This is a genomic window from Pseudomonadota bacterium (assembly GCA_030860485.1).
Classification (GTDB): Bacteria; Pseudomonadota; Gammaproteobacteria; order JACCXJ01; family JACCXJ01; genus JACCXJ01.
The window spans coordinates 1-12,435 of sequence record JALZID010000028.1; the positions used below are offsets into that span (position 1 = coordinate 1).

General features: G+C 65.3%; 16 protein-coding genes and 2 pseudogenes. 6 read left to right on the plus strand and 12 right to left on the minus strand.

Annotated elements, in window-relative coordinates:
* Nucleotides 1-269: 269 nt before the first annotated feature.
* A pseudogene (locus M3461_01140) lies at nt 270-488 on the plus strand (transposase).
* A gap of 19 nt (nt 489-507) precedes the next feature.
* Here the strand turns inward: M3461_01140 and rsmI are convergent.
* Nucleotides 508-1,437, minus strand: coding sequence for a 16S rRNA (cytidine(1402)-2'-O)-methyltransferase (rsmI, locus tag M3461_01145; protein ID MDQ3773079.1), 930 nt, complete (start codon nt 1,435-1,437; stop codon nt 508-510).
* A gap of 283 nt (nt 1,438-1,720) precedes the next feature.
* Between rsmI and M3461_01150 the strand changes: the two genes are divergently transcribed.
* The 3 genes from M3461_01150 to M3461_01160 are packed head-to-tail and all read left to right on the plus strand — an operon-like array spanning nt 1,721 to nt 4,667.
* Nucleotides 1,721-3,637: a penicillin-binding protein activator gene (locus tag M3461_01150; GenBank protein MDQ3773080.1), complete on the plus strand. Its 1,917-nt coding sequence runs from the start codon at nt 1,721-1,723 to the stop codon at nt 3,635-3,637.
* Nucleotides 3,638-3,674: 37 nt separating this feature from the next.
* Complete coding sequence (locus M3461_01155) at nt 3,675-4,037, plus strand: YraN family protein (GenBank protein ID MDQ3773081.1); 363 nt, start codon at nt 3,675-3,677, stop codon at nt 4,035-4,037.
* Nucleotides 4,038-4,070: 33 nt separating this feature from the next.
* A complete protein-coding gene (locus M3461_01160) occupies nt 4,071-4,667 on the plus strand; it encodes a phosphoheptose isomerase (protein MDQ3773082.1) in 597 nt (198 codons plus the stop codon).
* A 1-nt stretch (nt 4,668) separates the two neighbouring features.
* Here the strand turns inward: M3461_01160 and M3461_01165 are convergent, their stop codons facing one another.
* From M3461_01165 to petA, 5 genes are read right to left on the minus strand one after another with little or no spacing between them, the layout of a single operon-like run.
* Nucleotides 4,669-5,061, minus strand: a complete 393-nt coding sequence (locus M3461_01165; GenBank protein ID MDQ3773083.1) for a ClpXP protease specificity-enhancing factor — start codon at nt 5,059-5,061, stop codon at nt 4,669-4,671.
* A gap of 35 nt (nt 5,062-5,096) precedes the next feature.
* A complete protein-coding gene (locus tag M3461_01170; protein ID MDQ3773084.1) occupies nt 5,097-5,726 on the minus strand; it encodes a glutathione S-transferase N-terminal domain-containing protein in 630 nt (209 codons plus the stop codon).
* A gap of 59 nt (nt 5,727-5,785) precedes the next feature.
* Nucleotides 5,786-6,493, minus strand: coding sequence for a cytochrome c1 (locus tag M3461_01175; protein ID MDQ3773085.1), 708 nt, complete (start codon nt 6,491-6,493; stop codon nt 5,786-5,788).
* Nucleotides 6,494-6,513: 20 nt separating this feature from the next.
* Entirely contained in the window at nt 6,514-7,740 is a 1,227-nt protein-coding gene (locus M3461_01180) for a cytochrome bc complex cytochrome b subunit (protein ID MDQ3773086.1), read from the minus strand.
* The gene (petA, locus tag M3461_01185; protein ID MDQ3773087.1) at nt 7,737-8,363 is read right to left on the minus strand and encodes a ubiquinol-cytochrome c reductase iron-sulfur subunit; all 627 of its coding nucleotides are present in this window, start codon (nt 8,361-8,363) and stop codon (nt 7,737-7,739) included. The genes M3461_01180 and petA overlap by 4 nt, the downstream gene beginning before the upstream one ends.
* Nucleotides 8,364-8,687: 324 nt before the next feature.
* Between petA and M3461_01190 the strand changes: the two are divergent.
* A pseudogene (locus M3461_01190) lies at nt 8,688-8,955 on the plus strand (DUF433 domain-containing protein).
* 185 nt (nt 8,956-9,140) lie between these two features.
* Here M3461_01190 and M3461_01195 read toward each other — a convergent pair.
* From M3461_01195 to M3461_01220, 6 genes are all read right to left on the minus strand, one after another.
* On the minus strand, nt 9,141-9,410 hold the full coding sequence (locus M3461_01195) for a hypothetical protein (GenBank protein ID MDQ3773088.1): 270 nt from the start codon (nt 9,408-9,410) through the stop codon (nt 9,141-9,143).
* Between the two features lie 378 nt (nt 9,411-9,788).
* The gene (locus M3461_01200) at nt 9,789-10,085 is read right to left on the minus strand and encodes a hypothetical protein (GenBank protein ID MDQ3773089.1); all 297 of its coding nucleotides are present in this window, start codon (nt 10,083-10,085) and stop codon (nt 9,789-9,791) included.
* Nucleotides 10,082-10,711, minus strand: a complete 630-nt coding sequence (locus M3461_01205) for a hypothetical protein (protein ID MDQ3773090.1) — start codon at nt 10,709-10,711, stop codon at nt 10,082-10,084. Before M3461_01205 ends, M3461_01200 begins: the two co-directional genes overlap by 4 nt.
* Nucleotides 10,653-11,279: a hypothetical protein gene (locus tag M3461_01210; GenBank protein MDQ3773091.1), complete on the minus strand. Its 627-nt coding sequence runs from the start codon at nt 11,277-11,279 to the stop codon at nt 10,653-10,655. Before M3461_01210 ends, M3461_01205 begins: the two co-directional genes overlap by 59 nt.
* Before the next feature lie 228 nt (nt 11,280-11,507).
* Nucleotides 11,508-11,846 (minus strand): type II toxin-antitoxin system PemK/MazF family toxin, encoded by a 339-nt coding sequence (locus tag M3461_01215; protein MDQ3773092.1) that lies wholly within the window; start codon nt 11,844-11,846, stop codon nt 11,508-11,510.
* Nucleotides 11,833-12,060, minus strand: coding sequence for a ribbon-helix-helix domain-containing protein (locus M3461_01220; protein MDQ3773093.1), 228 nt, complete (start codon nt 12,058-12,060; stop codon nt 11,833-11,835). The genes M3461_01215 and M3461_01220 overlap by 14 nt, the downstream gene beginning before the upstream one ends.
* A 190-nt stretch (nt 12,061-12,250) precedes the next feature.
* Between M3461_01220 and M3461_01225 the strand changes: the two genes are divergently transcribed.
* The coding region (locus tag M3461_01225; protein MDQ3773094.1) for a hypothetical protein at nt 12,251-12,435 on the plus strand (185 nt) is incomplete at its 3' end.

A 12,435-nucleotide genomic window follows, 5' to 3' on the forward strand; every position in this document is an offset into this window, starting at 1 on the left:
CCTGGAACCAAAACCCGAAGCCGTTCATCTGGACGGCCACCGTAGGGCAAATCATCGAGAAGGTCGACCGGGCGCGGGTCAAGATGGAGCAGATCAAGCCCGGATCCACCCAGCCCCGAGGGAAAAACAAGAAGGGATAATCTGTAAAGTTATTTAAGGGACATTACACTAGCGTGTCGTCAAGCGGATGGTCACGCGGCGCTGCCAAACGAGACTCAATCGACTTGAAATGGATGAACGCGCGCCGCAGCGAGCGGGACCAAAGCACCTTATGGCAGCATCGATTTTGGGAACATCTCATCCGCGATGAGGCCGACTTCAACCGGCATATCGATTACATCCATTGGAACCCGGTGAAGCATGGATACGTGGGACAGGTAAGCCGTTGGCCATATTCGAGCTTCCATCGGTATGTCAAACAGGGGTGGCTGCCAGCAAATTGGGGAAGCAACATCGAATCGCTCAACGGCGCTGACTTCGGCGAATGAGTTGGCGCGGACACGCGTCCTACGGTCCCTCCCGATCGCTTAGTGTCCGTCGCCGGGCGCCGCGTTGCAAAGGATTTGATGTCGGCGCGCCGGCCTCGTCAAGTGCCAACGCCAGGCGATAGAGGGCATTGCGGCCGTGTCCCGAGATGGCGCTCGCGGCAGCGGCGGCCTGGCTGGGGGTCAGGTAACCCAATAGGATGGTCAAGAGCCGCCGGTCGCTTTCCTCATCGTCGTCGGGGGCCTCGGCCGGGGCGACCACGATGACGAACTCCCCCTGGCCGCGCTCCGGCCGCTCGCGGAGCCAGGCTGTGAGATCAGCGAGCGTCGCGCGGTGCGTCTCCTCGTGGAGTTTGGTGATCTCGCGCGCGATGGCCGCCGGGCGCTCGGGACCGAGTAGCGACGACAGGTCCTCCAGGGTCTCCCCGACCCGGTGCGGCGCCTCGTAGAACACCAAGGTCCGTGCCTCCCGGCAGAGCGCCGCCAGGCGCTTGCGCCGTGCCTCACGCCTGGCGGGGAGAAACCCTTCGAAAGCGAAGCGCTCGACCGGCAGACCCGACACCGCGAGCGCGGCGACAACCGCACTGGGACCGGGGATCGATATCACCCGAAGACCGGCCCGGTGCACGGCTTCGATCAGGTGGAAGCCGGGGTCGCAGAGGAGTGGGGTGCCGGAATCGGAGATGAGGGCCATGGACTCGGCCGAGGCCAGGCGCTCGGCGAGCCCGCCGCACAGGCGCCGCTCGTTGTGGTCGTGGTAGGCGAGGAGCGGGGTGTGGATGCCGAAATGGGTGAGGAGCCGCCGGCTGCGCCGGGTGTCCTCGACCAGGATCAGGTCCACCGCCCCCAGCACGGCCTGAGCGCGCGGGCTCAGATCGGCGAGGTTGCCGATCGGGGTCGCGACGACGTACAAGGTCCCGCGCTCCACCGGCTTGTCGATTGACACTGCCATGGGGGCTCCCGATACTTCAGGTTGTCACGCAACCAATGTTATACAGGACGACTTCCACAAACCTGGAAGTCTCTTCTCCCTCAGGGAGAAGGTTAGGATGAGGGGAATCAAATCAAACACTTTCGTCGATTATTTTGATCCCCTCACCCCAACCCTCTCCCGGAAGGAGAGGGAGAAAAGGCAGCACCAGTCCCGGAAGGACGGGAACCTTGGAGATGTAACCCCGAAATCTCAAATAGGTTTGGGTAGCCTTCAGCGTCTACCGCACGCCAACGCCCTCACCATGCTCGGAAAACCCATCCGCAGGCGCACGCCCTCCCACACCCTGTCCGGCGTTGTGAATGGCTTGGTGTGCCTGGCCCTCGCCGCCGCGCTAGGCGCCTGCACGGGATCGTCGATCATCCCAAGGCTATCAGGACCCGGCGAGGCTGACCAGAATGCCCAGGAGCTCATGCAGCGGGGCGAGCCGGAGGCCGCTGCAGAGGAATTCCTGCGGCTGGCCGCGATCCCGGCACCGGAGAGCTACCAGTACACCCTGCGGGCGGCCGAGGCCTACATCGAAGCCGGTCGGACCGTGGAGGCCCGCCGTCTCCTAGAAGGGGCCGAGGTGCCGGAGACCGAACCCGATTGGTCCGGATGGCGCACCGTCTTGCTCGCGCGCGTGGCGCTCATGCAAAACGATGGGGCTCGTGCCTTGACGCTCTTGCAGTCGGTGCGAACGGGCTCGGTCTCGGCCGCGATCGAGCGCCAGGCGCATCATGAGCGGGCCAGGGCCTATAGTGCCCTGGGACGGGGTCTGGAGGCGGCGCGCGAGTACATCGAAGAGGCCGGTTTTCTCAGCGAGCAGGACGCCCTGGATGAGAACGCCCACGCCATCTGGGCCGCGGTCAATCAGCTCGATGCCGCGGCCCTGTCGCGGGAGCTCAGCGGGTTGAGCGGCGATCTGCGCGGTTGGGTCGATCTGGCCCTGATCGGCGGGTCGCGGTGGCTCGACAACGCCGCCTTCGATCGCGCGCTCGCAGAGTGGCAGGGGCGTTATCCCGACCATCCCGCGGGCTGGAGCGTGCTGCCCACCCTGCCGGCGCGGCCCCCCGCGACTGACCTCGGCCCACGGCGCATCGGCCTCTTGCTCCCACTCAGTGGCCAGTACGCCGCTGCTGCGCGCGCCATCCAGCACGGTTTCATCGCGGCCTGGTATGAAGACCGTGGCGGTGATCCTGAGCGCGCCGTCGTCGTCTATGATGCCAATGCCTCCAACGTCCAGGCGCTCTACGATCAGGCGGTCGACGAGGGCGCCGATTTCATCGTGGGACCCCTGGAAAAGCCCGCGATCCAGGCGTTGCTCAAGCGCGGATCGTTGCCGGTCCCGACCCTCGCCCTGAATCAGATCGACAGCGCCGTCCCGGCGGGGATCGACAGCGACAGCGCCGTAGCGGCGGGCCTCCCCGAGGCCGGCGGTGCGAGTACGGGACCGGCGCCCGCTGTCTATCAATTCGCCCTATCGCCCGAAGACGAGGCGCGCCAGATCGCGGAACGGGCCTGGCTGGAGGGGCGTGAGCGGGCGCTGGTGATCGCGCCCGAGGGCCCGTGGGGTACGCGGGTGGTCGGGGCCTTCAGGCGCCACTGGGAGGCGCTGGGCGGCCGCATCGCGGCCTACAAGACCTTCCGGAGCGCCACGCGTGATTACGCCTCGGCCGTCGACGCCCTGGTCGCGGCGAGCGGCCGGGTGGCAGCGGTGCCGGGCGGGGCGCCCGGCAGGGCGGGCATCGACTTCGTCTTCATGGTGGCGACACCGCTCGAGGGCCGCCAGATCCACCCGCAGCTCGCCCAGGAGGCCGGGGATCTACCCATCTATGCCACCTCTCATGTCTACTCGGGGTCCCGCGCCACGGAAGCCGACCAGGACCTCGACGGGGTGATGTTTCCCGACATGCCGTGGATACTGACACCGGAGCGGGTCTCCATGCGCCAGGTGATCGCTCGCCACTTTGCAGAGACGCTGCGGGAGCAATCAAGGCTCTTGGCCTTCGGCGTCGATGCCTATGAGCTCGTCTCGCGACTCGCGGGCCTCCAAATGGACCCCGTCAGGGGCTACGAAGGGGTCACTGGGACCCTGCACCTCGACGGAGCGGGACGCATCCAGAGAAACCTGGTTTGGGGCCGGTTCAGCGCGGGGGCTCCGGTGTTGTTGGAACCGTGACCCCGGATCGTGACGGGGGACGGTGCCCAAAATAAGGATGGGCAAGACACAGGAGCGAGGGCGGTGGGCGGAGGACCTCGCGGCCCGTCACCTGCGCGGGCTGGGGCTCAAGGAACTGCACCGCAACTACCTGTGCCGGGGGGGCGAGATCGATATCATCATGCAGGAGAAGGCGACCCTGGTGTTCATTGAGGTCCGCTATCGCCGTTCCGGCCTCTACGGCGGCGCGCGCGAGACCCTGGGTGCCAGGAAGAAGGCGCGCCTCTTGCGGGCCGCGAGCCATTTCCTGGTATCTCGCCGGGGACGTGTCGATGCTCCGTGCCGGTTCGACCTGGTGGCGGTGGAGGGCGAGCCGCACGCCGCGAAGATCGAGTGGATCAAGGCGGCGTTCGACGCGTAGGCGTTCGATACATAAAGGCTCAGTGAGGAACCCATGGACAGCGTCACGCGTGTAGCCGAGCTTTTCAATGACAGCATCGAGATCAAGCAGAGGGCCGCCGATGTCCTGTGCCCGGTCGTGGCCGAGGTCGCGGAGGCGCTCATCAAGTGCCTGGTCGAGGGGCACAAATTGCTCGTGTGCGGCAATGGCGGCTCGGCCGCGGACGCCCAGCACTTCGCGGCCGAGATGCTGAATCGCTTCGAGGCCGAGCGCCCGGGTCTCCCGGCGATCGCCCTAACCACGGATTCTTCGACCCTCACCTCGATCGCCAACGACTATCAGTTCAGCGACGTGTTCGCCCGACAGGTCCGCGCGCTCGGTCAGAGCGGCGACGTGCTCCTCTGCATCACCACGAGTGGGGGCTCCGCCAACATCGTGAGCGCCATAGAGGCTGCGCACGATCGGGACATGCCGGTGGTCCTGCTCAGCGGTCGCGATGGGGGCGCGGCGGCCGTGGCGCTGGCGCAGGGAGACCTCGAGATCCGCGTGCCGAGCGGCTCCACCGCCCGGACCCAGGAGGTCCACATCCTCGTGCTGCACTGCCTGTGCGATCTCATCGATCGGAGCCTCTTAGGCGAAGGCGGCGACTAGGCTATTTCACGACCTTGAGGTTCGGTCGGCGCGGCGGCGGGCTGCTGAAACCGTCCGGACCGGGATCGCTCGGGGGGGATCCCTGGCTCTCGGGCGGGAACACCAGGCCCTTGCCGTTCTCGCGGGCGTAGATCGCCTCGACCGCGGTCACCGGCAGGCTGATGTCGTAGGGTCTGCCGGCGAAACGTCCGCCGAAGCGAACCGTCTCGTTACCGATCTCGAGGCCGCGTACGGCGGCCGGAGAGATATTGAGCACGATCTTGCCGCCGTTGACGTACTGCCGCGGTACCACCACCCCCGGCTCCGAGGCCACGACCAGGAGCTGCGGGGTCAACTCGTTGTCCACGATCCACTCGTAGAGGGCCCGCAGGAGATAGGGACGTGTGGATCTCAAGGTCTGCATAGACATCGGGCGCGCAGCACGCCGGACTACAACGCGCGCAACTCTCGCTCCATCTCCGATAGGCTGCCCTTGAAGGCCGAACGCTCATAGACGGCTTCGGCGTAGCGCACGACGGGCTTGGCCTGCGGGGGTAGCTTGATGCCGTAGGCCGGCAGGCGCCACAGCAAAGGCGCGAGCGTGCAGTCCACCAGGGAGTACTCGTTGGACATGAAGAACTGGCAGTGCTGGAAGCTCGGCGCGATGGCGGTCAAGGTATCACGTACCGCTTTTCGGGCGCTACCGGCGGCGATCTCGTTCTCCCCGACCAGGCTGTCCGACCATTGATAGAGGTCGCGCACCACCCGATAACGGAACTGGCGGTTGTTGGCCCGCGCCACGGGGTCTACCGGCATGAGAGGGGGATGAGGGAAGCGCTCGTCCAGATACTCCATCATGATCTGGGCGTCGTACAGGGCCAGGTCGCGGTCGACGAGGGTCAAGAGCGTGCCGTAAGGGTTCAGATCGTGGAGGTCCTCGGGCTGATCGGCGTAGGTGATGTAATTGACCTCGACGCTCACGTCCTTCTCCGCCAGCACCAGCCTGACACCGTGTCCGATCGGGTCGAGGGCTTCGCAATAGAGCGTCATGATGGAACGGCGTCCGGCGAGTGTGGCCATGGTCCTAGCCCATCGCACCTTCGGGGCGGGCCACATACTCGCTCGAGCCGGCACGCTTCCTAATGCACATCCCGCCAATAGTCCCGCTTGAGCAGGTAGGCGACCGCCAGGAACACGGCGAGATACCACAGGACCCAGAACCCCACGCGCTGGCGCAAAGGCTTGGCGGGCTCGGAGAGGTAGGCGAGAAAACCCACCAGATCGCGGACCGCTGCCTTGAATTCCTCCGCACCGAGGGCGCCCGGCTCAGCCAGCTCGACGCCCACCACGGTCTCCACCGGTTGGCCGGACTCGTCGGGCTTGTTCTCGATCACGGGCTCCTGCCAGCCTTGCAGCTCCCACAACACATGCGGCATGGCGGTGTTTCTGAGCATCAGATTGTTGACGCCGCTGGGACGCGACCGGTCGCGGTAAAACGACGTCAGGAACGCGTACACCCAATCGACCCCGCGCGCCCGCGCCAGTACCGACAGGTCGGGGGGTGCCACCCCGAACCACGTCTCGGCCTCACGCGGGTTCATGGATACCTGCATCGTATCCCCGATCTTGTCGCTCAGAAACATGAGGTTCTGTTTGGCCACCGCCTCGGGGATGTCCAGATCCCTCGCGACGCGCGAGAACCGCATATAGGTCGCCGAATGGCAGCTCAAACAATAGTTCACGAATAGTTGCGCACCGCGTTGCAGGGAGGCCTTGTCGTGGACGTCGACCTCGACCTCCGGCAGCGGCGTCGCCCGGCTGCCGAGCGACACAAAGGCCAGCAGCACGGCGGCGAGCGCCCTAACCCTCACTTGGAGGTGACCCGCTCCGGCACCGGTTTGTCCTTGTCCCATCGGGTGTAGAACGGCATCAAGAAGAAGAATGCGAAGTATGTGATCGAGAAGATACGGGCCAGCCACGTCAAGACCTCCGTCGGGCTCTGGGTCCCGAGGTAGCCGAGGGCCACGAAGCTGATGGCGAAGATGGCGAGCGCCGTTCGGTACAGCGGACCCCGATAGCGGATCGACTTGACCGGGCTGCGATCCAGCCACGGCACCAGGAAGAAGATGAAGATCGAGACACCCATCGCGAGCACCCCCAGGAGCTTGTCCGGTATCGCGCGGAGGATCGCGTAGTAGGGGGTCAGGTACCACAGCGGCGCGATGTGCTCGGGGGTCTTGATGGGGTTCGCGGGCTCGAAATTGTTGTGTTCCAGGAACCACCCGCCCAGCTCGGGCGCGAAGAACACCACGAGCGCGAACAGGATGAGGAACACGACCATGCCGACCAGGTCCTTGACGGTGTAATAGGGGTGGAACGGGATCCCGTCCAGGGGCCGACCTTGCGGGTCCTTTTGGTACTTCATCTCGACCCCATCGGGGTTGTTGGAGCCGACCTCGTGCAGCGCCATGATATGGGCCCAAACCAGCCCGATGAGGACCAGCGGGACCGCGATCACATGGTAGGAATAGAAGCGGTTCAAGGTGACGTCGGAGACCACGTAGTCCCCGCGGATCCAGAGCGCCAGATCCTCGCCGATCACGGGGATGGCGCCGAACAACGAGATGATCACCTGGGCGCCCCAATAGGACATCTGGCCCCAGGGCAGGAGATAGCCGAAGAAGGCCTCGGCCATCAGCACGAAGTAAATCATCATGCCGATGATCCACAATAGCTCCCTCGGCTTCTTATAGGAGCCGTACAGGAATGCGCGAAACATGTGGAGATAGACCACGATGAAGAACGCCGAAGCCCCTGTCGAGTGCAGGTAGCGGATGAGCCAACCCCACTCGATATCCCGCATCATGAGCTCGATCGAACCGAAGGCCAGGGCGGCCTCGGGTTTGTAGCTCATGGCGAGCCAGATCCCGGTAATGACCTGGATCACGAGCACGAACAGCGCGAGCGATCCGAAGTAATACCAGAAGTTGAAGTTCTTGGGGGCGTAGTACTGCGCGACGTGCTCGTTCCAGAGCTTGGAGAACGGGAAGCGGGCGTCGACCCAGCTTCCGAGCCTGGCAAGCGCGCCGCTCACGCCCCGGCCCCTACATCCGCCTCCCCTGCATCCGCCTCGTCGCTCCCCACCAGCACGCGGCCCTCGCTCAGGTAGCGGTGTCTCGGCACCACCAGGTTGCTGGGCGCCGGAACGCCCTTTTCGACCCGACCCGCCAGATCGAAGCGCGACCCATGGCAGGGGCAGAAGAACCCTCCTTGCCAGCCGGCGCCCATCTCGCCCGACTCGCCCTTGGGCATGTACAGCGGCGAGCAGCCGAGGTGGGTACAGATCCCGATCAGGATCAGGTATTCGGGTTTGATGGAGCGGTAACGATTGGTGGCATAGGGGGGCTGGTTCGGCTCCGCGGAAACGGGGTCGCGCAGTGCGTCATCGTGGCCTTCTAGGGACTTGAGCCCCTCGGGCGTGCGTCGCACCACCCACACGGGCTTGCCCTGCCACATGGCACGGACCATCTGGCCGGGCTCGATCCGGTCGATCTCGATCTCGACCGGCCCGCCCTCCGCGCGGGCACGCTCGCTGGGTTGCAAGGCGGTCACGAACGGCACCGCCGCCATCGCCGCCCCCGCCCCGCCGACCACCGTCGCCGCCGCCGTCAGAAAGCGCCGCCGCTTGCCGTCTATCACATCTTCATCGTGATCCACTGGAACCCCCCGAGCCATCGGCCGGACCCGCCGCACGCCGCGATTATACAAAAAAACAATACGTGCAAGGCGGTGCGCGATGGACACCCGAAGGCAACACAATCGCGGCGCCACGGGCCAGGAAGGCATAGGGGTGCATGGCCTGCCGGCACGCCGATCGGGACGAGGCGCTCGGACACGGCATCCGAACGCGCGGTGGGACTGGAAGCGCTCGTCCCAGCCGACGCCTGCCGGCCCACCTCCGGCCCCCTCCGTCCTTCTCCGCTCCACTGCGCTTCGATCAAAGATGGTGGGTCTTGCACCGTGGAGGTACCTTGAATAACCTTGTGCCATGCGTTTCGAAGACGTATCACGATCACACCGGGCGTGCGGAGCGGTAAGCCGTGCATAAAAGCACGCGCATCACCGTCTACGATATCCTGGAGTATCTGGCCGGCGGAATGAGCGAGGCGCAGATCCTCGCAGATTTCCCAAGCCTCCGTGCCGACGACATTCGGCGTGCCTGGCGTTTGCGGCGGCGCGTGAGCGGCGCCTTGCAAGCTCGCACGGAGGAGAAGCCTCCCCGAGTTTGGATCTGTCTGGGAACGTCTAAAACGCGCTGTGCGAGTGGTTCACTTCGCGCTTGTCGTCAGCCCGCATTCTCATCACGACCGGACGACATCCAGCGAGCCGGCAAAGATTCGAAGTGAAATGTAGGCTAATGGGACGAGGCGCAGCCGAATCCCAGCGACGCGGCCTCGGCTACAGGGCTGTTTGGATTCGCTTTGCTGGTCCCACTCATTTGCGCCGTTTGAGCCTGATCGTGACGTCCGTCCTGCTGATGGTTGGCGTGTTGCTGACAGTGGTGGTGATCTCCCTGATCCCGAGCACGCCCTTCAGGCGCCTTTTCTTGGTCGCCCGCACGAGTCGCTTGCCCTGCTTGGTAAGCCTGAGGCTCACCGTCCCGATGCCGCCGGGCGGGATGTTGGCGGCACCGGCGGCGAACCGGATCACCCTCGCAGCCTTCGTCACCGTGCCGTCGCTGTTTCGCCGGGGGCGGGTGCGCACGGTGACCTCGACCTCGTTGGTGCACTGCCTCCGTCAGGTTGCACGTGACGGGGACCTGGCACGCGGCGGTCCTGCAGTCGAGCCGCGTGCTGTTCAGCGAGGCCTGGACGGGGACCTGACCGCGCTCGACGGCGCCGCTGTCGCAGTCGGCAAAGGTATCCCCGTCGCCGTCCTGTGCCCGGGGCGCCCCGCGTGGTCGGTGCCGGTGGCGCAGGCAGCGCCAGAACGGCATCGACGGCCGGGCTGCCGAAGACGAGCGCATGGGTGCGGGTGGCGCCGCCGTTGTAGCTGAGCGCGGGGTCGAGGATGGCGGCGAGCGGGTCCGCCGGCACGAAGTCGCTGGCGCCCAGCGTGAACCCCGCGATCCCGGGCAAGCCGTCATGCCCGAAGACGTTGAAGCCGTTGGCGACGACCGTGCCCTGACCGTTCTGGCCCGCGATGCTGTACGCCCTCCGGACCGTTGACGGGCGCAGTGTTGCCCGAGAGCAGGCTCTGGACGAGCATCACGGTGCCTGTGTTGAACAGGCCACCGGCGACGCGGCCGGACGCATTGCCCGAGACCGTGCTGCTGGTCAGTGTCACGGTGCCGCTGTTTTCCACCCCGCCGCCGCGGTCACCGGCAGAATTGCCCGAAACCGTGCTGTTCGTGAGCGTCAGGAGGTCGCCGTTGGTCACGCCGCCACCACTGGTGCCCGCCGTATTGCCCGGTTGTTAATGCCGCCTCCTTGGGACTGAGCCGAGTTCCCCTCGACGGTGCTGTTGGTCAGGGTCACGGTGCCCAAGTTGTCGCCTGCCGTATTTCCCCCGAGGGTGCTATTGGTTAGGATCAGGGTCCCGCCGCTGGCGATGCCGCCGCCGCCCAAGTTCGCCAAATTGCCTGAGACGGTGCTGCCGTCGAGGGTCAGGGTGTCGGTGTTGCAGCTGACGAGGATGCCGCCGCCGAAGTTCGCCGTATTGCCCGAGACGGTGCTGTTGGTCAGGGTAGCGGTGCTGCCGCAGTCGGAGCTTGCGATGCCTGCCCCGGCGGTCGCCGTATTACCCGAGACGGTGCTGCGGATCAGGGTGAGGGAAGCGTGGCTTGTGCTATTAATTGCGCGTTTGTTAGATATGCCGCCGCCGATGCCGTACTCAAGACCGTCGTAGTACGCCGTATTGCCCGAGACGGTGCTCGAATCTAGGGTCAGGATACCGTAGTTAGAGATACCGCCACCCTCGTAGTGCGCCGTATTGCCCGAGACGGTGCTAAAATTCAGGGTCAGGATTACCGGAGTTAGAGATACCGGCGCCGCCGGTAGCCGCACCGCCGCTCACCGTGGTGCACTCCAGTGTCAGGTTTCCAGTCGAGCCCACCCCCAGGATGCGAAACTCCGGGGCGCTGCTGTCGCGGGTGATACGGCTGCTGCCGCTGCTGCTGCAGTCCTCGCCGGAGCCGGGCTGGCCCTGGATCGTGATGTTCGAGGTGATGGCCGGCAGGGCGGTGGTCAGCGGGGTGATAGCGAAGAACCCTAGCTCGATTGTGTCCGCGCCGCTGCCCGCCGAACAACCGCCTGCCGGCGCGTCGCTGTTCGCGGCTGTGATGGCATCGACAAGGGTGCAGCCACCGCCCACGTTGATGGTCGCCGCCAAGGCCGGCGCCTGGCCGAGGGCGCAGAGGAGGGCAATACCCCCGAGCGAACGCCGCCACCGGCGTTGCAGGGCGCGCCGCAGCCTGCGCGGCAGGCGGGTGAGGCCCTGGTAATACCCGGCGAACCGGGGCCAGAGCGCCGGGCCGGCCGGCGCGAGACCGGGCACGGCGGCCCGTGCCAGCTCCTCTTGGAACCGGGTCAAGGCCTGGGGATCGACGGAGGATGAAGCGTTGGGGTTCGGCATGGCGACCTCCTTGTTGGGGGATGTGTCCATAAGCGCCGGGGGCTCGAAGAGCACTACCCGAACGCGCGGGCGAGCTTAACATCAACGCCAACCCGTAGGCAAATCGAGTGCCGTGGTCGCCCGCACTTTGAGCCACGGCGCCCGCGGAATCACCGTTCTTGGGGGATGGTGTGACTGCCGGGCTTTGCTGGGGTTCGCTCCGCTCGTCCCAGGCTATGAACTGCCGGCTTACGTCAAGGCCAAGTGCAGGCGTATCGCGCCTTCCACTCGCTTTAGCGTCTCCAGCGTGAGCCTGCCGAGGGGCGCCCCGGTGATGCGCTCTTTGGCAATGGTTCGGATCTGTTGGGCCTGAACCTTCGAGGGCTTCGGTAGGCCGCTTTCCTTCGGCTCGATGAGCAGCTCAAAGGGGTAGACGCGGCTGATATTGGAGGTCATGGGCAACACGGTGACCGTTCCGGCAGCGCGGTTGTTGGCGTCGTTGCTGACGATGAGGACCGGCCGCCGTTTATTGATTTCAGAACCGACCGTTCGACCGAGATCGGCGTAATAGATCTCACCACGTCTCATCCGCAAGCCCATCGGCGGTGACCGCGTCCCATGCGGCGGTATCGGCTTCTTGGTCGGCTTCGCGGTAGGCTTGCTCCAATTCACGCGCGCGCAGTAACTCCAGCGCCTCCTCGAAGACCTGCGAGCGGGTCCTGCAGCCGTGCGCGACTCGGTAGTGCTCGACAAACCGAACCAGAGACTCAGGGAGGGAGATCGAAACCTTTTCCGCGTGCATGATTTGGCCTGGGGGAGTGAATTCCTACTATTAGTAGGATAGGGGGTAGGACCGCCTGCGTCAATCCGATCGCAGCGCGAGCCTCAGGTCAGATCCGCGCAAAGTTCCTCGCGCGTCCAGCCACGCTTGCCGGTGGCGGATCGCGCCGCAAGGCCTACGTCTCCTAACCCGACTTAGCCGATTCGCCCTCGTGTTCCGGCTTTGGGGCCACGTCGCCAATCGTAACTATTTGTTTTGCAAATCCGGCGGCGCAACAAATCTGCGAAAAATGGCTGTAGTGAAGACCTTGGTTGTTTTCAAGAGAGGGATTCTGTGGATAAATAAGTGGCCGTCATGTTTCTACAGCGCCACGACTCGCAAGAAGGACGGCAAAGA

Coding starts and splice junctions, on each gene's coding strand:
- rsmI (MDQ3773079.1), bottom strand. CDS start 1,437: ATGGCAGTGTCAATCGACAAGCCGGTGGAGCGCGGGACCTTGTACGTC.
- M3461_01150 (MDQ3773080.1), top strand. CDS start 1,721: ATGCTCGGAAAACCCATCCGCAGGCGCACGCCCTCCCACACCCTGTCC.
- M3461_01155 (MDQ3773081.1), top strand. CDS start 3,675: ATGGGCAAGACACAGGAGCGAGGGCGGTGGGCGGAGGACCTCGCGGCC.
- M3461_01160 (MDQ3773082.1), top strand. CDS start 4,071: ATGGACAGCGTCACGCGTGTAGCCGAGCTTTTCAATGACAGCATCGAG.
- M3461_01170 (MDQ3773084.1), bottom strand. CDS start 5,726: ATGGCCACACTCGCCGGACGCCGTTCCATCATGACGCTCTATTGCGAA.
- M3461_01210 (MDQ3773091.1), bottom strand. CDS start 11,279: ATGCCGAACCCCAACGCTTCATCCTCCGTCGATCCCCAGGCCTTGACC.
- M3461_01215 (MDQ3773092.1), bottom strand. CDS start 11,846: ATGAGACGTGGTGAGATCTATTACGCCGATCTCGGTCGAACGGTCGGT.
- M3461_01220 (MDQ3773093.1), bottom strand. CDS start 12,060: ATGCACGCGGAAAAGGTTTCGATCTCCCTCCCTGAGTCTCTGGTTCGG.